Source organism: Yersinia alsatica (assembly GCF_902170305.1).
GTDB lineage: Bacteria > Pseudomonadota > Gammaproteobacteria > Enterobacterales > Enterobacteriaceae > Yersinia > Yersinia alsatica.
Map to the genome: position 1 here is coordinate 1 of NZ_CABHWW010000005.1, position 17095 is coordinate 17095.

Genomic DNA, 17095 nt, shown 5'->3' on the forward strand with positions numbered 1-17095 from the left:
TCCCGGTCAGTGGAGGCGCATTATAGGGAGTTCCTGACAGCCTGCAACCCCTAATTTGAAAAAACTTTTCAACCGCTGAATCTTTAGTCAAAACGCTGCTAAATTGACAGTTTTTCCAGTGTTGGGAAGCCATAACCCTGCAAAACGGGCAATAAAGCATCAGTGTCTGCGTTCAGCGCCATGCAATATGCAATGTTCTCATCCGTAGAAGAAATGATATTTTCCTGCGAAGAGATAAGCCAAGCCGTCCGACGCGCAATTGCAGCCCCGGAATCGACCATGCGCGTCCCTTCCGGCAACACTTGCGCCAACTCTTCAGCTAATAGAGGGAAATGCGTGCAGCCCAAGACAATGGTATCTGGCGGTTCACGCATCATTAGCCACGGATGAAGGATTTTCTTTAATGCTTCCGCCGCAACCACGCCACCATGCAACTTACTTTCTGCTAGCTCCACCAGCTCAGAGGAACCCAGTAACTCAATTTTGCAATCAGTGGCAAAGCGTTTAATCAAATCCAGGGTATAAGAAGCATGAACCGTGCCGCGTGTGGCCAGTAGGCCAACAACACCATTACGGGTTAGCCGCACTGCAGGTTTGATAGCGGGAACAACACCAACGACCGGGAACGCAAAACGTTCACGCAATGCAGGAAGGGAGACGGTGCTGGCGGTGTTACAGGCGATAACCACTATTGCTAATGGATGGCGCTGCTGCACTGCCGTGACAATTTCCAGAACGCGCTCAACAATAAACTCGCCTGACTTCTCCCCATAAGGGAAAGCGACGTTGTCGAAAGCATATATATAGTGGAGATCCGGCAACAGCTGCCGAATCTCTTGATAAACAGATAGCCCGCCAACACCTGAATCAAAAATCAGCGCTGTCGGGCGAGGAGAAGAATCAGCCTTAGAAGTTATAACTTCCTGTGAGGTAATACTCTCGTCCAGCGGTTTTATAGCCATAAGCCGTTTCGTATTCTTTATCGAACAGGTTAGCAATTCTACCACGAACTGTTAGATGAGAAGTAACCGGATAAGCAGCAGAGACGTCGACTGTGCTGTAACTCGATAATTCACGCTGAGTCGAGTTATACATCGAGGTGCTATTGTCGTAGCGTTTGCTGTAATACTGGTAAGAAACGTCCATATCAACATTGAACATTGTCCAATCCAACTGATACTTGGCCTGCTGTTTAGAGCGGCGAGCTAACACTTCATTATTTAGGTCATTACGTGGGTCAATGTATTGCAACGTGATCTGGTGGTTAAACATCCCGGTATCAAAGTTTCCGGTCAATTCAACACCTTTTATAGTGGCAGAATTCACATTGTAATATTGCCCTTTATACGTCACTGGGTCAGAAGTGTAATCAATCAGATTTTCAATTTTGTTGTGGTAAGCAGACAAACGCCAGTCAACTGGCCCTGTCAGCCCTTCCAGACCGGCTTCCCATTGGCGCGACTCTTCCGGTTTCAGATCACTGTTTGACATAATATCGAAGCGCTGCGAACCATATTGCTGACCCAATGAAGGGGCCAGGAAGCCAGTGCCGTAAGATACTGTCACACGGTAGTCAGGAACAAACTCCCAGCCCGCGGCTGTTTGCCACGTTTCGTGCCAGCCAAATTGCTCATCTTTATCTTCACGGCCAGAAGCTTCTAATGTCACATTGCCGAGCTTTTGCTGGCCGCTCAGATATAAACCGGTGTTATCCCGCTTATAGGTGTCGGAGATAGTCTGGCTAGATGAGGTTAGGCGCTGTTGTTGCCAATCCACCCCTGCGCTCAGCGTCGCACTTTCAAAACTGTAGGTGTTGCCCCATTGCACATTGCGCTGATCCATATTGTCCAGCGTGGTAGCAACTCCATAGCGGCCATACTGGCTACTGAAGTTATAGTCTTTATATTTCTGATAGCTACCGATTAATTGGGAAGAGTAGGCTCCCGACACATAACGTAGCCCGGCATCATAAGTATGATTATAAAGTCGCTCTTCATCGCCGCTGTAGGCCGGAGAAGAGAGGCTGCCCACATCATAATCCGTGTTATTGGTGTAGCCATATCCTCTAACAAAGCCGGATATCTCTTGGTTGAATTGATGTTCCAGACCGGCCCAGAAATTTTTATTACGAAAACCGTCCCGATCACTATCAATAGGGTTTGGCGAGTTAGGTTTGATGTTATAGCCGTTAGTGGTTTGATACCCACCCGCCAGCGTCGCCAAAGTATCACCAAAACGTTGGCGAACACTGCCATCATATTGCTGGTAGCCTTTAGAACCGACGCCAGCATTAATCTGTGCACCTTCTTGGTCAGTTTGGGTAATCACGTTAATAACGCCACCAATCGCCCCAGAACCATAGACGGCAGAACGCGGCCCACGAATATATTCAACTCGCTGCACTAAAGAGATAGGAATCTGATTGAAGTCGACGCTGTTGACGATACCGGTGCGGGCCAGAGGAATGCCATCAATCAATACCAGTACATGCCGAGCTTCAGTACCACGGATGTACATAGAAGAACCCTGACCTAATCCCCCGTTTTGGGCGATATCCACGCCAGGCAACCGGCGCATAACTTCATTGAGGCTTTTTGCCTGCCAGCGGTCGATATCATCACGGGTGACGACATCGGTCGGCGCCAATACCGTGGAAACCGGTTGTTTGAAACGGCTGGCGGTAACAACCATTTCATCTTTATTACCTGTGGTGGTGTTGTCCTGCGCCCATCCAGAAAATGCCGTCACAGAAAGGGCTGTGAGCAGCGTATATTTTTTAATTGTCATTAGAAAAGCATCCAAACTCAAATAGCGGATGCCGCAGTGCCATGGCCGGTAGTACGCGACGACCACGAATATTGCGACGTATACCGGCAGGTCTTCGGGCTTGGGATCTCTGATATCGACTTTAATTACCGCAGTAAATAATACTGAGATGAATAAATAACATGAAACAGAGCGGGCGATGACTTCCCGTCCTTATGGACAGTGTCTGGATGAAACCTATCGCCGTGACTTCCCCTTACCGCTGCGCGTCAGCTCCGGATTTACACCGGATTCCCTTTTAACTCTTAGGTGTTTAAGTAACAGCATGAGGCCGGACCGCAATGCTACGATCAAGTAAAATGGATGTCTAGACTTCTACTCTTGTAACGAGGGATATCGCCAATAAATTTCATGGTGCAGGAAGGGGATAAACACGACAAAACTGGACATCACTTCCACTTTCCCTACAATCCGCAGGAATAAACCTCTTTTATAATGTCCAGACGAGAAGAAACATGACTCCCGACATCCTGCCGACTGACGGCTATGACCACCAACTGGCGGAAAAATCGGCCCGTCTTCAGGCGATGATGTCGCCGTTTCAGGCCCCCGCCCCCGAAATATTCCGCTCTCCAGTTGAACATTACCGCATGAGAGCCGAGTTTCGTGTTTGGCATGATGAAGACGACCTGTACCACATCATGTTTGATCAACAGACTAAGCAGCGAATTCGGGTTGAACAATTCCCAGTCGCCAGTGTGTTAATTAATCGTCTGATGAGCGCATTGATGGCCGCCATCAGGGCCGAGCCTATTTTGCGCCGTAAGCTATTCCAGATTGATTACTTATCTACCTTGAGCGGCAAACTGATTGCATCTTTGCTGTACCATCGCCAATTGGATGAAGAGTGGCAGCAGAAAGCGCTGGAGCTACGTGATCAGCTGCGCGAGCAAGGTTTTGATCTGCAACTGATTGGCCGGGCATCAAAAACTAAAATCATGCTGGACCACGACTATATTGATGAAGTGTTGCCCGTCGCCGGTCGTGAGATGATTTATCGTCAGGTTGAGAATAGTTTTACCCAACCTAATGCTGCGGTGAATATTCATATGCTGGAATGGGCCATTGATGTCACCCAACATGCCAGCGGTGATTTGCTGGAGCTGTACTGTGGCAATGGTAATTTCTCACTGGCATTAGCACGCAATTTCGACCGTGTGCTGGCAACAGAAATTGCCAAGCCGTCAGTGGCGGCCGCGCAATACAATATTGCCGCGAACAATATCGATAATGTGCAAATTATTCGGATGTCCGCGGAAGAGTTTACTCAGGCAATGCAAGGTGTGCGTGAGTTTAACCGCCTGAAAGGCATTGATTTGAGCAGTTATAACTGTGAGACCATTTTCGTTGATCCGCCGCGCAGTGGGCTGGATGACGAAACCGTCAAACTGGTACAAGATTACCCGCGCATCCTTTATATCTCTTGTAACCCAGAGACACTGTGCGCCAATCTTGAACAACTGCAGCACACCCATAAAATCAGCCGGTTAGCGCTATTTGATCAGTTCCCTTATACCCATCATATGGAGTGTGGGGTTTTACTGGAAAAACGAGACTAACAACCCGCAAAAACTATAGGCAAATAAAAGGGCAACGCCATGTTGCCCTTACTATTTCATTGCCAAACTCACTCAATCTGCTGTCGCGAAAATTGACGGCCGACAGTTATTGCGGCTGCTGGTTATCACTATCTGAGTCAGTATCGGTATCAATTTCTGTCTGTGCTGATTTGCGGGTTTTCAGCTTGAATAAAATCCAGAACACCAGCACCACACTCAGGATAGAGGGAACGAAATTGGAACCAATCACCGGATGCTCAACACGTACAATCGCGCTATACAATAAAATGCCGAGTAAGAAACATGCTGAAGCCAGCACTGGCAGACCTTGTGGCATGGCAAAATTGAGATAGCGCTGGTGCAAGCAATAGACCGCCAAAATAAGTGTCAGTAGCGGAAAGACTGAAAAAGGCACAAATGAGCTGAATATCGCATTAAATGAACCATTTATTGCCAAACCAGTAATCAATGCCAACAGTAGGGTGCCGGTTTCACGGCGGGATTGTTCCATCATTTTCCTTACCTTATTAAGCGCGGGACACTGCGAGCTTTTCCTGCTCGCGACGATACCAATAATAGGCACCCTTGGAGATCATCCGCAGTTGTAAGACCAAGCGTTCTTCTAACTGTCGCCGCTGTTCAATATCCACGTCCAGCACTTCTGCACCGGCACTGAAGACAATTGTGACCATGGCCTCAGCTTGAGCTTCGGTGAAGCTACGTGGCATGTGATTTTCCAGCTCTAGGTAGTCGGCCAGCTCAGCAATAAAATGCTGAATTTCGCGCGCCACTGCAGCACGGAATGCAGCAGAAGTCCCGGAGCGCTCCCGCAGCAATAAGCGGAAAGCATTCGGATTATTGCCGATAAATTCCATAAATGTAGAGACAGATGTGCGGATAACACTGCCGCCCTTGGCAATCCGCTGACGTGCCTGGCGCATAAGTTGGCGCAGCATCAGGCCGCTTTCATCAACCATAGTGAGGCCAAGCTCGTCTACATCACGGAAATGCCGGTAAAAAGAAGTCGGTGCGATACCTGCTTCACGGGAGACTTCCCGCAAACTCAGGCTGGCAAAACTCCGCTCAGCACTCAGTTGGCTGAACGCCGCTTCGATAAGGGAACGACGAGTCCGCTCTTTTTGTTGTGCTCTGACGCCCATAATCGTACCCAAGGGATATCCAATTTCTCAATCTAAGACATATAGTCAGCAATATACCAAACTTTATAGTAACAACCGTTATACAAACGTATCATCCCAATACGGAATTGCCGCTTTACAGCACACATCACGGTGATTTACCCATTGTTTATTGGGTTATACTTGGGATGATGTTAATGTACCGTTGTAATTTTGTATAATAATAGGTCTCTCCTACATGCAACAGCACTTCCATTTTGATGCCATAGTTATTGGCTCGGGTCCTGGCGGTGAAGGTGCCGCTATGGGGTTGGTCAAGCAAGGTGCCCGCGTTGCCGTCATTGAACGGTACAATAATGTGGGCGGTGGATGTACCCATTGGGGCACCATCCCATCCAAAGCTTTGCGCCACGCCGTTAGCCGTATTATCGAGTTCAATCAAAACCCACTCTATAGCGACAATGCCAGAACCATCAGCTCTTCTTTTGCTGATATCTTAAACCATGCGGATCGCGTTATTAATCAGCAGACTCGCATGCGCCAAGGCTTTTACGATCGCAATCACTGCCAGATGTTTTCCGGCGATGCCAGCTTCATTGATGCTCATACTATCAATGTGCGTTATGCCGATGGTACCAGCGATACATTGCAGGCTGATAACATCGTCATTGCCACCGGCTCACGCCCCTATCGCCCGGCAAACGTTGATTTTAACCACGAACGAATTTACGACAGTGATACCATTTTGCAACTCAGCCACGAACCACAGCACGTTATTATCTATGGTGCTGGGGTTATTGGTTGTGAATATGCCTCAATTTTCCGTGGGTTGAGTGTCAAAGTGGATTTGATCAATACCCGCGATAGGCTGCTGGCTTTCCTTGATCAGGAAATGTCCGATGCCCTCTCTTATCACTTCTGGAATAACGGCGTGGTTATCCGCCACAACGAAGAGTTTGAGCAAATTGAAGGAACCGTTGACGGCGTCATCGTACATCTGAAATCAGGCAAAAAAGTCAAAGCAGACTGTTTGTTGTATGCCAATGGCCGCACCGGTAATACCAGTGAATTAGGGCTGGAAAATATTGGGCTGGAAGCAGATAGCCGTGGCCTGTTGAAGGTCAACAGTATGTATCAGACAGCACTGCCCCATGTGTATGCGGTTGGTGATGTGATTGGTTACCCGAGTTTGGCCTCTGCGGCCTATGATCAGGGGCGAATTGCCGCGCAAGCGATGATAAAAGGCGAAGCGCAAGTTCATCTGATTGAAGATATCCCGACCGGCATTTATACCATTCCGGAAATCAGTTCTGTCGGTAAAACCGAACAGGATCTGACCGCGATGAAAGTCCCTTACGAAGTGGGTCGGGCCCAGTTTAAGCACCTCGCCCGCGCACAAATCGTTGGGATGGATACCGGTAGTTTAAAAATCCTGTTCCATCGGGAAACCAAACAAATCTTGGGCATTCATTGCTTTGGCGAACGTGCGGCTGAAATTATCCACATTGGGCAAGCCATCATGGAACAGAAAGGTGAAGGCAATACTATCGAATATTTCGTTAATACTACCTTCAACTACCCAACCATGGCGGAAGCCTATCGTGTGGCGGCGCTCAATGGTTTAAACCGCCTGTTCTGACTTTTCGTTTATCACTTCTGCGCTCATGCGTGGTTGCATGTGCTCACGTATCGCCTCGGCGAGTTGCTCATAGCGGCCACGCAATGGGGAACCGGGGCGATACACCAAAGCAATGGTGCGCTTAGGTACCGGCTTGTAGCATTCCAGATAGCAAACGCCATCACGATTTCTTTCGTTCGGCACGGCCAGTGAAGGCAATAGCGTGATACCGCTACCTGCGGCAACCATGTTGCGCAGTGTTTCTAAACTGGTGGCACGGAAATGCGTGTCTTCCTCAGCACCGGCCTGGAAGCAAAAACCCATCGCTTGATCACGTAAACAGTGGCCATCTTCCAGCATCAGCAATTTCTCACCAGCCAGTTCGTGCATTTGCACTTTTTCACGCGAAGCCCATGGATGGTCGCTATAAATCGCCAGTTGCATCGGCTCGTCAAACAGCGGAACTTCAATAAAAGCCTCAGTCTCTTTGACCAGTGCCAGAATGGCGCAGTCGAGTTTGCCACTATCCAATTGAGCCAAAAGATTTTGGGTCTGCGCTTCATGCAGGTACATTTCCAGTTTTGGGAATGTCTGATGCAGCATAGGAATGATTTGCGGCAATAAATAAGGCCCAACCGTAGGAATAAGCCCGATATGCAGCGGGCCAGACATACTCTCGCCCTGCAAACTGGCCATCTCTTTAAGGACTTTCACTTCTCGCAATACTGTTCTGGCCTGTTCCACCAGCAATAGCCCAGCTTGCGTAAACAGAACTTTCCGGCTGGTGCGCTCCAATAACATCACGCCCAACTCATCTTCTAATTTACGAATCTGACCACTTAATGTGGGTTGGCTGACATGACAAGAGTCGGCGGCGCGCCTGAAGTGCCTGAATTCAGCCAGCGCCACTAGGTATTCTAAATCACGAATATTCATCGGTGCTCCGCTTTATGATAGTCATTGACGATAGATAAGATAGCAACCAGTGATTAGAACTATCAAGTGATAAAATGAATAATGTGTCCCAACGAAAAGATACTCAGAAAAATTTAAATATTTTATTTTTTAATTAAGGAGTTACAGATGTTTACTAACCAAGAAGGTAAAAAAATCCCACAGGTGACTTTCCATACCCGTCAGGGCGACCAGTGGGTTGATGTAACTACCGACGAATTGTTCAACAACAAAACTGTGATTGTATTTTCACTGCCGGGTGCCTTTACCCCGACCTGTTCTTCCAGCCACCTGCCACGTTATAACGAATTGACTGGAGTGTTCAAACAACAGGGTGTTGATAGCATTCTCTGTGTGTCAGTTAATGACACCTTCGTCATGAACGCTTGGAAAGCTGATCAGCATGCCGAAAATATTACTTTCATTCCAGATGGTAACGGTGAATTCACCAAAGCCATGGATATGTTGGTAGAGAAAGCTGATCTGGGCTTTGGTCCTCGTTCATGGCGTTACTCCATGCTGGTACGTAACGGCGTGGTCGAAAAAATGTTTGTTGAGCCAAACAAACCAGGTGACCCGTTTGAAGTTTCTGACGCCGATACCATGCTGAAATATCTGGCCCCTGATTTTAAAGTACAAGAATCGGTTTCTGTCTTTACCAAACCGGGTTGTCCGTTCTGCGCCAAAGCAAAACAGATGCTGCAAGATCGCGGTATTCAGTATGAAGAAATCGTACTGGGCAAAGACGCAACCACCGTCAGTCTGCGTGCAGTAACAGGCCGTGGGACTGTGCCACAAGTGTTTATTGGTGGCCGTCACATTGGCGGTAGTGATGATTTAGAGAATTATTTGTCTGCCTAATGACATGAATAAATATGTGCATCAATAAAAACGACGATAACGTGAAGTAACTTGGTAGGCTCCGGCCTACCCTTTTTTTCTGTTAGGAGCAGACATGAAAACCTTAAACGTTGATGTCGCCGTGATTGGCGGCGGTACTGCCGGGCTTGGCGCTTATCGCGCTGCCAAACTATCGACCCCAAGTGTGGTGATGATTGAAGGTGGCGAATACGGTACCACCTGTGCTCGCGTCGGTTGCATGCCATCCAAACTGCTGATTGCGGCGGCTGAAGCTGTGCATCAGATTGAAAAAGCCCCCGGATTTGGTATCCACCTGCAAGGTGAAATTCTCATTAATGGCCGTGAAGTCATGGACCGCGTTAAGCGCGAACGTGACCGTTTTGTTGGCTTTGTTTTGGAAGGCGTAGATAACATTCCAGCCGCAGATAAAATTCAGGGTTATGCACGTTTTATTGATGACAATACCCTGCAAGTTGATGATCACACTCGCATTGTCGCGCAACGCATTGTTATTGCGACCGGTTCTCGTCCAACCTGGCCTGCGCCTTGGAATGAACTGGGTGATAGGCTGATTGTTAATGATGATGTTTTCAACTGGGACGATTTACCAGAATCTGTGGCGGTGTTTGGCCCTGGTGTTATCGGGCTAGAGCTTGGTCAGGCGCTGCACCGACTTGGTGTTCAGGTCAAAATGTTTGGTGTCGGGGGTGGTGTTGGCCCACTGACGGACAGCATTGTGCGCAGCTACGCCGCGAAAACATTGGGTGAAGAGTTCTATCTGAATCCCGATGTGAAAGTTGAAGTGATGCAGCGTGAAGGGGATAAGGTCTTTATTCGTTATCTGGATGAGGCCGGTAAACCACAAGAAATCATGGTGGATTATGTTTTAGCCGCCACAGGCCGTCGCCCTAATGTCGATAAATTGGGTCTGGAAAATACCTCCCTCGTGCTTGACGAGCGCGGTGTTCCATCAGCCGATCGGCTGACGATGCAAACCAGCGTGCCACATATCTTTATCGCCGGTGACGCCAGTAACCAGTTGCCATTACTGCATGAAGCCAGTGATCAGGCTCGTATTGCTGGTGTGAATGCTGGCGGATTCCCTGAAGTGGTGCCCGGTTTACGTCGCAGCCCGATTTCAGTGGTTTTCTCCGATCCGCAAATCGCCATGGTGGGCTCCACCTTCCGCGAATTGTCACAGAAATTCAGTGCATGCGGTTGTTTTGAAATCGGTGAAGTCTCTTTTGAGAATCAGGGCCGTTCACGTGTGATGCTGAAAAATAAAGGTATCTTAAGAGTTTACGGTGAGCAAGGTACCGGACGTTTCCTCGGTGCCGAGATGATGGGGCCAAGTGCTGAACATATTGCGCACCTATTAGCTTGGGCACATCAGCAGCAAATGACCATCGACCAGATGCTGGATATGCCATTCTATCACCCAGTCATCGAGGAAGGTTTGCGTACTGCCCTGCGTGACTTGCAGTCTAAATTGAGATTGGGTACCGACGAGGCTGAGCGCTGTCTGCGCTGCCCGGGTGAATAATAGCTCTCGCTCCTCGTTTCTCATTGATTAAGCCGGGCTTTATGCCCGGTTTTTTTATCTGCTATTTTTGCGTGCCACTTCCACAGATTTCATCGCCTCACTTGGCAAATAAGCCAGCAATGTTCACTGTCTGCCAATACCCACCGCACTAAGCACCCTTACCAGCTCAAGAATTACTCTTGATGTGATATCAATAATGATACTAAAATGGCGGCATTATGAAAGACATGGACAGTCGGGTTGCACGAATGAAAACCAATCCTACAGGGGTCAAATTCCGTGAGTTAGTCAAAATTTGTAATTTCTATTTTGGCTTTCCCAGACATTACTCCAGCAGCCATCATGTTTACAGCACCCCTAGGCAAGGTGACCCGCGGATCAACATTCAAAAGGACAGCAGCGGAATGGCTAAGTTTTACCAAGTAAAACAGGTCATTGCTGCTTTGGCTAAACTTGAGGATATAGCTCATGGTTAATATTGAACATTATACTTACCGTATTACTTGGTCAGCAGAAGATGCAGAATTTGTTGGCTTATGTGCGGAGTTCCCCAGTTTATCGTGGCTGGCAGGATCGCGTGTTGAAGCCCTGACCGGGATCACCGCGCTCGTGGCAGATATCTTGAATGATATGCAAACTCATGGTGAAACCCCGCCGGTCCCGTTGGCAGAAAAGCACTATAGCGGGAAGTTGGTGCTGCGCATGCCACCGGATCAGCATCGTCGTCTGGCGATTAGTGCCTCGGAAGAAGGGGTCAGTCTAAACCGTTATCTATGTGCTCGATTGGCGGTCTGAATAAACCGTCGGCATAAAACTAATAGGGTGAAATATTCATCCACCCTATTAGTCTGTAGCCGCTATCAATGACGCTTACTTTTAATATTAAAGCCAACAGGTAGAGTTAATGTTATCTGCCCCTGAGGGATAAGCTCTGCGGGCGGCTTGGGCAATGGTTGGGCGCGTTTAATCGCCGCCAGAGCCTCCGCATCTAAAATACTGACTCCACTGCTATTAATCAGCTTAGCTGACAACACATATCCATCCTGATTAACCACAAAACGAATCGTGGCGGTGCCTTCCTGACGTTTTTTTCTGGCATCAAATGGGTAGCGCTTAAATTTTGCCAGATGCCCCTGTAAACGGCCTCTCCAGTTCATTTTTAGATTTTGAATATGTAATGAATCACTATTAGCAGCTGCAGCAACTTGGTGACTCTCCCCAGACAAGGGGGTGCTAGTGGCTGCCGCCGGAGGTGTTGAGTGGCTGTGATTATCTGGCATGGACTCAATGACGGCTTGGCGCGGCTCCCTTACCTTCGATTGCAACGGTTTGACTTTAGCTGGCTGCTTTTTAGTGGCGACTACTTTTTTTTCAACAATCAATGAAGCATTAGGTAGCTCCGGTAACGTAATGAAATCATTAACTTCCTCTGGCTGAGCTTCAAACTGCTCTGCCATCGGTTCGTTGAAAGCTTGGGTAATACCCACCGCCGGTTTTTGCTCCAAAATGGGAGTAAATTCTGACTCGGCCGACAATACGACCATAATGGCGATAGGAGAGCCATTGGTATTATCAATGGGTACAAATGTGGTACTCAGCAACCAAATGAGATAAAGATGGAAACCGCCCGTGAGTAAGGCACTGCCCCACCACAGCATCACTGCACCCTTATTTTGTTGTTTTTTCATGAATTAATTCACTGTATTCCTTTATTTTTAATGAGTTAACTCAACATGACTATTCTTCTGCGAAGGCGACATACAAGCGGTCAGTGAGGGGTTTAAACAGATAATTAAGTAACGAGCGTTCCCCGGTGCGGATAAAAATATCAACTGACATACCGGGCCGGATTGCCAATTGATTTTGTGTATTGTCGAGTGCCACAGTTAAGGGATAGTAAGGTTCTAGAGTATGTGGATGCTGTATGCGGTCAGCGCCGATCCGTAATACAGAGCCTTGTAATCTCGGGGTATTACTTTGATTAAAAGCGGAGAAATTGAGATCAACCGGTAGCCCAACCGTGACCTTATCAATTAATGAGACTGGAAGTTGCGCTTCAGCCAAGAGTGCTTGGCCATTGGGCACCAGCTCCATGATGGTTTGCCCGGTGCTCACAACCCCCCCAATAGTGTGTTGAGCCAGTGCAATCACCGAGCCACTCACTGGCGCGAAAATGCGGGTATTATTCAATTCATACTCTGCGACCGCCAAACGCTGGGCCAACTCCTGAGTAGTATGTTGCGCTTTAGCTAACTGTTCACGATTCTCACTTTTAAACTGTTCACGTCGTTGTAAAATATGCTGTTCTATTTCGCTAATCTGCTTATGTAACTCCAAGATATCACTGGAATTTGCCTCTATATTGGCACGCAGTGAGATTGACTGGCGCTCCATATCCAGTAGCTGGCTTTGGGATGCATGGCCATTTTTCGCCAATAGCTGTACCCCCTGTAATTGCCGTTGGAACAAGTCAAATTGGCGCTGGTTATGGCCCCGAATCGTTTGTAGCCCATCCAACCGGCTCTCGTGGCGGGTTATTTGCGCGGATAACCGGGCAACCTCACTCAACTGGGCTTGCCGACGATGCTGAAAAAGCTGTTGTTGCAAAGCAATATTTCGCTCAGCCAAAGGCTTTTCGGGGTGCTGGAGTAATTCCGATGGGAAAATAATGGTAGGCAGGCCATGTTGCTCAGCCGTCAAACGGGATTCCTGAGCAAGGGCATTCAAATACTGCTGCTGGAGATTATCCCGGTGGCTGCGTATCGCGGTATCATCCAAGGTAATAAGCAATTGCCCTTCGATAACTTCATCACCTTCAGCAATATGTAATTGCTGGATGCGCCCGCCTTGTAATGGTTGGATAACTTTACGGTTTTCAGCAACCACAATATGCCCGATAACGGCAATCCCTTTGTCCAAAGGGGCTAACCCGGCCCAAAGCAGAGAACCAATGAAGCCCCCTAAAACCAATAATCCGCCAAGGCTAAGATAGCGCCCACTGTTGGTCTGTAATTGCGGTGGTTTTTGCAGTTGATGGTTTATATTCTTTATTGGGTAACCATCTGATTCAGATGACATCTGTTATCTCTCCATCCATGGGTGTATTAGTTAATGCCACTATTTTTGTGATGCCGTGCGAATTTGAGCCACGCCATATTGCGGCCCACTCCCCCAAGGTTTTTTATTGTTCGCTGTTTTCATTTCAGCATTAACCGTCGATTTATCCTGGCCCTTAATGTTTTGTAAAACGGTCTGCGTGCGATCAAACCATTCCATCCGCCCATTATTGAGGAACAATAAATAGTCGCTCCCTGACAAGAGTTCGGGCTTATGCGTAATCATCACTATGGTGCAGCCCTGCTGTTTGAGCCGAATGATGCTTTCGAGTAAGGCTTTTTCACCTTCTTTATCTAAACTGGCATTCGGTTCATCCAGCACAATCAGTCGTGGCACTCCATACATAGCCCGTGCCAGAGCAATACGCTGACGCTGTCCGCCAGATAATTCAGCTCCTTCATCCCCAAGCTGGGTATCGTAGCCTTGTGGCATATACAGGATTAAGTCGTGTACTCCGGCCATCTGCGCCGCCGCCGTCACTTTTGCCGAATCGATCGGGCCAAAACGCGCAATATTTTCAGCAATTGAGCCACGGAATAGCTGAATATCTTGTGGCAAATAACCAATAAATGCCCCCAAGCGGGTTTTATCCCATTGGGAGAGATCCGCGCTATCTAACCGCACCGAGCCACTAAGCGCCGGTTTACACGCCACCAACAGCTGTGCCAAGGTAGACTTTCCACTGCCTGATGGGCCTAAAACGCCCAATACATCACCGGGCTGCAATTCAAAATTGATGGAAGATAAGACGGGAATATGGGTACCCGGTTTGCAGACGGTAAGCTGCGTCACACTGAGTTTCCCCGTTGGGGCAGATAACGCCATCCCGGTCTGTATTGGGGGGTGCTGAGCTAATAAAGATGTCAGGCGCTGATAAGACAGCCGTGCATGGCTCCACTGTTTCCAAACTGCAATGATTTGATCAATTGGGCCCAATACTCGACCAATTAAAATTGAGCCGGCGATCATCACTCCCGCGGTAATTGCACCGTCAATAACCAGTAATGCCCCCAGACCTAACATCATTGATTGCAAGGCTTGGCGGCTAGATTTGGATACCGCGGTAACCTGACTACTTTTGTCACTGGCGATATTTTGCTGATAGAGGAAGTGTGAATGCTGCTCTAGCCAGCGCTCGCGTAATGCAGTTAGCATGCCCATCGCTTCGATAGCATCGGCGTTACGTAAATTCGCATTAGCCTGTTGCGTGGCTTGTGATGTGACGGTTGATGCTTCTTTCAATGGTTTTTTACATACCCACTGGTTCAGCCAAGCCAGGAAAATCAATACACAAGCCCCCACTGTCGCCAGTGCACCTAACCAAGGATGGAGTATAAAAATCACCAATAAATAGAGAGGGAACCAAGGGGCATCAAAAAAAGCAAATAAGGCATTGCCCGTAGCAAACTGGCGCAAGGAAGTGAGGTCATTTAATGCTTGAGCCGCCGAGGTTTTATGACCTTTAAGTTGGGAGGCAAATGCAGCATTAAACACCCGTTGATTAAGTTGCATATCAATGCGAGTGCCTAAACGGATCACAATCGCACTGCGCACCCACTCTAATAGGCCAATAAATACAAATATGCCCAGCACCAGAATAGTGAGCATCAATAATGTCATGGTATTCGCAGAAGCCAGAACGCGATCATAGACTTGCAGCATATAAATGGCAGGAGCTAGCATCAGCAAATTGATTACCGCAGTAAATAGACCTAAACCCCAAAGGCTTTTTTTATGCTCAGCTAGCACGGAGAGGATAGTGAATGAGGCTGGGATAACTTTGGGTATTTTATATGATTTCATGGCATCCATTTCCATGCTGAAAGCAGCGTTATCATCTGAGTGGATATTCTTCTGTTTCTCGACGCAATGCTTATTGCACCCAACATCAATACTGAAATATAAGTTATCGAAAAGAATGGCGAGGGTATTTTTTATTCAGCCCCAAAATTATTTTCTGATGCCATTTATTAAGCAGCGAGTAATGCTTCGCTTCCCTCAGTAACACCAACAGTATCAATCACAGGAGAGTTAACCGGGGCGACATAAAACTGATTAGCTATAGCCATATCTTTAAGTGGTGTATCCACATCAACTCCTTGGGCTTTTAATTTCGCTAATATGGGCTCTGCATCCCCCCTTAGTAAACTATATACCCCAAGAGATTTCCCACTCGGGCAATGAGGATGTGTCTGCGAATGAAAAAACATATAGAACGAATATTCAATATCATCGGTATTATCTAACCCATTAAATGATAACTGGGTGTTATGAAGCTGGAAATATATTTTATCCCCGCCCGGCGAGTTATCTAACTCACCCTGAGGAATAGGTATAATTTTATCGCCAAATGCCAAACTCCCACTTATACCGGGAATTAGGTGTTGATCAAAATCACTCCCTACTTCAATTTTTGTTTTATATCCCGTCACCATGGCGACATTAACACTTCCCGGCTGTTCACTCTCTTTTACAAATGCGTATACATCACCAGATCCTTCGGCATTATATACTCCGGTTTGAAAAAAATAATCATCACTTGAATCATTGGACATCGATTGTATCATATCGCCAAAATTAGCCGTCCATTTATGCGTGTAGGAAGATATAGATTCATTTTCAATTCCCGCTTGATATCTTATTTCAACTACCATAATAGTATCCTTCTGATTGTCTATTAATATATAATTCAGCGTTGGGTTATATCTATTCTCAGGAGAAATAATAAATCATTTGGAACCACCGCCAGTAAAACAAACTAGAGCAACCAGAGGAAAGGCGGTGGTGATATTTCATTTATATAACCAAAGCATTATTATTTAATCTCTGACATTAAGCGGCCATTAATATTTCGGCACCGTCATATGAGCCGATAGTATCAATGATAGGTGCGTCAGCCATAACATCACTGCTAGCATCAAACTGGCTAGCGATAGCCATATCTTTAAGCGGGGTATCTACATCAATCCCTTTGGCTTTGAGGATATCGAGGAATGGCGTGGCATCGCCGCGCATAAAGCCGTAGGTGGCTTTATGCATCTCGCCTTGTTGGTTCTCTTCTTTAGTTTTGCTGGGATCAAATTCACCAGTAATGTCTAACCCACTGAATTTCAAGTGGGGATCTGCAAGCTGCTTACCTATACCATCAGTATTATTCTCCAATTTATCACCCAATACCAAACTGTCCATTTTCCCGGAGAAAGTATGTTGTGGCATAAAGGAGTATTTTAATTCCCCTTCCACAATCATCGCCTTATCTGCGCCATGGGAACTGGATACTGCATATTGAGTACCATTAAAAGTATCTCCTCCAGCGAAACTTCCATATTGTTTGGCACTTGATGTGGTTATATCACCATTCTCGGTAGCCCATTGCTGGCTGGCAGAAGAGATGGACTCATTAGCATAATTGCCATAATATTTGATAGTAACTGTCATAATAATATCCTTTTAATTAAAAATTACTCCGTGACTCATC

Annotated in this window: 16 protein-coding genes and 1 riboswitch; of the genes, 6 read left to right on the forward strand and 10 right to left on the reverse strand. The window is 47.2% G+C overall.

Features of this window, described 5'->3' with window-relative positions; all coding sequences use genetic code 11:
• Positions 1 to 98: 98 nt before the first annotated feature.
• Positions 99 to 962 (reverse strand): glutamate racemase, encoded by an 864-nt coding sequence (murI, locus tag FTA96_RS00870; RefSeq protein ID WP_050111142.1) that lies wholly within the window; start codon positions 960 to 962, stop codon positions 99 to 101.
• Positions 907 to 2787: a TonB-dependent vitamin B12 receptor BtuB gene (gene btuB / locus FTA96_RS00875; RefSeq protein WP_145573011.1), complete on the reverse strand. Its 1881-nt coding sequence runs from the start codon at positions 2785 to 2787 to the stop codon at positions 907 to 909. The genes murI and btuB overlap by 56 nt, the downstream gene beginning before the upstream one ends.
• Before the next feature lie 68 nt (positions 2788 to 2855).
• Positions 2856 to 3117, reverse strand: a riboswitch (cobalamin riboswitch).
• Positions 3118 to 3281: 164 nt separating this feature from the next.
• On the opposite strand from btuB, the gene trmA reads away from it, so the two are divergent.
• Positions 3282 to 4385 (forward strand): tRNA (uridine(54)-C5)-methyltransferase TrmA, encoded by a 1104-nt coding sequence (gene trmA / locus FTA96_RS00880; RefSeq protein ID WP_145573013.1) that lies wholly within the window; start codon positions 3282 to 3284, stop codon positions 4383 to 4385.
• A 106-nt stretch (positions 4386 to 4491) separates the two neighbouring features.
• Here the strand turns inward: trmA and FTA96_RS00885 are convergent, their stop codons facing one another.
• Positions 4492 to 4899, reverse strand: a complete 408-nt coding sequence (locus tag FTA96_RS00885) for a YijD family membrane protein (RefSeq protein WP_050111137.1) — start codon at positions 4897 to 4899, stop codon at positions 4492 to 4494.
• A 13-nt stretch (positions 4900 to 4912) separates the two neighbouring features.
• Positions 4913 to 5545, reverse strand: a complete 633-nt coding sequence (fabR, locus tag FTA96_RS00890; RefSeq protein WP_049563486.1) for an HTH-type transcriptional repressor FabR — start codon at positions 5543 to 5545, stop codon at positions 4913 to 4915.
• 217 nt (positions 5546 to 5762) lie between these two features.
• Here fabR and sthA point away from each other — a divergent pair, with 217 nt between their 5' ends.
• Positions 5763 to 7163 carry a Si-specific NAD(P)(+) transhydrogenase gene (sthA, locus tag FTA96_RS00895; RefSeq protein ID WP_050135742.1) on the forward strand — a complete coding sequence of 467 codons (1401 nt, stop codon included), beginning with the start codon at positions 5763 to 5765 and terminating at the stop codon, positions 7161 to 7163.
• Here sthA and oxyR read toward each other — a convergent pair.
• A complete protein-coding gene (gene oxyR, locus FTA96_RS00900; RefSeq protein WP_050111134.1) occupies positions 7146 to 8078 on the reverse strand; it encodes a DNA-binding transcriptional regulator OxyR in 933 nt (310 codons plus the stop codon). The two genes, sthA and oxyR, sit on opposite strands and share 18 nt — an antisense overlap.
• Positions 8079 to 8225: 147 nt before the next feature.
• Between oxyR and FTA96_RS00905 the strand changes: the two genes are divergently transcribed.
• From FTA96_RS00905 to FTA96_RS00920, 4 genes are all read left to right on the forward strand, one after another.
• A complete protein-coding gene (locus FTA96_RS00905; protein WP_145573015.1) occupies positions 8226 to 8957 on the forward strand; it encodes a glutathione peroxidase in 732 nt (243 codons plus the stop codon).
• 94 nt (positions 8958 to 9051) lie between these two features.
• Complete coding sequence (locus FTA96_RS00910) at positions 9052 to 10500, forward strand: dihydrolipoyl dehydrogenase (RefSeq protein ID WP_050135744.1); 1449 nt, start codon at positions 9052 to 9054, stop codon at positions 10498 to 10500.
• A gap of 218 nt (positions 10501 to 10718) precedes the next feature.
• A complete protein-coding gene (locus FTA96_RS00915) occupies positions 10719 to 10976 on the forward strand; it encodes a toxin HicA (protein ID WP_050147056.1) in 258 nt (85 codons plus the stop codon).
• Positions 10969 to 11295 (forward strand): type II toxin-antitoxin system HicB family antitoxin, encoded by a 327-nt coding sequence (locus FTA96_RS00920; RefSeq protein ID WP_050111131.1) that lies wholly within the window; start codon positions 10969 to 10971, stop codon positions 11293 to 11295. Before FTA96_RS00915 ends, FTA96_RS00920 begins: the two co-directional genes overlap by 8 nt.
• A 65-nt stretch (positions 11296 to 11360) precedes the next feature.
• On the opposite strand, the gene FTA96_RS00925 is transcribed toward FTA96_RS00920, so the two are convergent.
• The 5 genes from FTA96_RS00925 to FTA96_RS00945 all read right to left on the reverse strand — a co-directional run bounded on the left by FTA96_RS00925 (position 11361) and on the right by FTA96_RS00945 (position 17055).
• Entirely contained in the window at positions 11361 to 12188 is an 828-nt protein-coding gene (locus tag FTA96_RS00925; protein ID WP_145509026.1) for an energy transducer TonB family protein, read from the reverse strand.
• Between the two features lie 49 nt (positions 12189 to 12237).
• Positions 12238 to 13578, reverse strand: coding sequence for an HlyD family type I secretion periplasmic adaptor subunit (locus tag FTA96_RS00930; protein WP_186372836.1), 1341 nt, complete (start codon positions 13576 to 13578; stop codon positions 12238 to 12240).
• Positions 13579 to 13617: 39 nt separating this feature from the next.
• On the reverse strand, positions 13618 to 15435 hold the full coding sequence (locus tag FTA96_RS00935) for a type I secretion system permease/ATPase (RefSeq protein WP_391592616.1): 1818 nt from the start codon (positions 15433 to 15435) through the stop codon (positions 13618 to 13620).
• Positions 15436 to 15587: 152 nt separating this feature from the next.
• Positions 15588 to 16271, reverse strand: a complete 684-nt coding sequence (locus tag FTA96_RS00940) for a heme acquisition protein HasA (protein ID WP_145573019.1) — start codon at positions 16269 to 16271, stop codon at positions 15588 to 15590.
• Between the two features lie 178 nt (positions 16272 to 16449).
• Positions 16450 to 17055: a heme acquisition protein HasA gene (locus FTA96_RS00945; protein ID WP_050152121.1), complete on the reverse strand. Its 606-nt coding sequence runs from the start codon at positions 17053 to 17055 to the stop codon at positions 16450 to 16452.
• Between the last annotated feature and the right edge of the window lie 40 nt (positions 17056 to 17095).

What these genes read in the sequence shown, in the direction of transcription:
- murI (WP_050111142.1), bottom strand. Translation starts at nt 962, where the DNA reads ATGGCTATAAAACCGCTGGACGAGAGTATTACCTCACAGGAAGTTATA.
- btuB (WP_145573011.1), bottom strand. Translation starts at nt 2,787, where the DNA reads ATGACAATTAAAAAATATACGCTGCTCACAGCCCTTTCTGTGACGGCA.
- trmA (WP_145573013.1), top strand. Translation starts at nt 3,282, where the DNA reads ATGACTCCCGACATCCTGCCGACTGACGGCTATGACCACCAACTGGCG.
- FTA96_RS00885 (WP_050111137.1), bottom strand. Translation starts at nt 4,899, where the DNA reads ATGATGGAACAATCCCGCCGTGAAACCGGCACCCTACTGTTGGCATTG.
- fabR (WP_049563486.1), bottom strand. Translation starts at nt 5,545, where the DNA reads ATGGGCGTCAGAGCACAACAAAAAGAGCGGACTCGTCGTTCCCTTATC.
- sthA (WP_050135742.1), top strand. Translation starts at nt 5,763, where the DNA reads ATGCAACAGCACTTCCATTTTGATGCCATAGTTATTGGCTCGGGTCCT.
- oxyR (WP_050111134.1), bottom strand. Translation starts at nt 8,078, where the DNA reads ATGAATATTCGTGATTTAGAATACCTAGTGGCGCTGGCTGAATTCAGG.
- FTA96_RS00905 (WP_145573015.1), top strand. Translation starts at nt 8,226, where the DNA reads ATGTTTACTAACCAAGAAGGTAAAAAAATCCCACAGGTGACTTTCCAT.
- FTA96_RS00910 (WP_050135744.1), top strand. Translation starts at nt 9,052, where the DNA reads ATGAAAACCTTAAACGTTGATGTCGCCGTGATTGGCGGCGGTACTGCC.
- FTA96_RS00915 (WP_050147056.1), top strand. Translation starts at nt 10,719, where the DNA reads ATGAAAGACATGGACAGTCGGGTTGCACGAATGAAAACCAATCCTACA.
- FTA96_RS00920 (WP_050111131.1), top strand. Translation starts at nt 10,969, where the DNA reads ATGGTTAATATTGAACATTATACTTACCGTATTACTTGGTCAGCAGAA.
- FTA96_RS00925 (WP_145509026.1), bottom strand. Translation starts at nt 12,188, where the DNA reads ATGAAAAAACAACAAAATAAGGGTGCAGTGATGCTGTGGTGGGGCAGT.
- FTA96_RS00930 (WP_186372836.1), bottom strand. Translation starts at nt 13,578, where the DNA reads ATGTCATCTGAATCAGATGGTTACCCAATAAAGAATATAAACCATCAA.
- FTA96_RS00935 (WP_391592616.1), bottom strand. Translation starts at nt 15,435, where the DNA reads ATGGAAATGGATGCCATGAAATCATATAAAATACCCAAAGTTATCCCA.
- FTA96_RS00940 (WP_145573019.1), bottom strand. Translation starts at nt 16,271, where the DNA reads ATGGTAGTTGAAATAAGATATCAAGCGGGAATTGAAAATGAATCTATA.
- FTA96_RS00945 (WP_050152121.1), bottom strand. Translation starts at nt 17,055, where the DNA reads ATGACAGTTACTATCAAATATTATGGCAATTATGCTAATGAGTCCATC.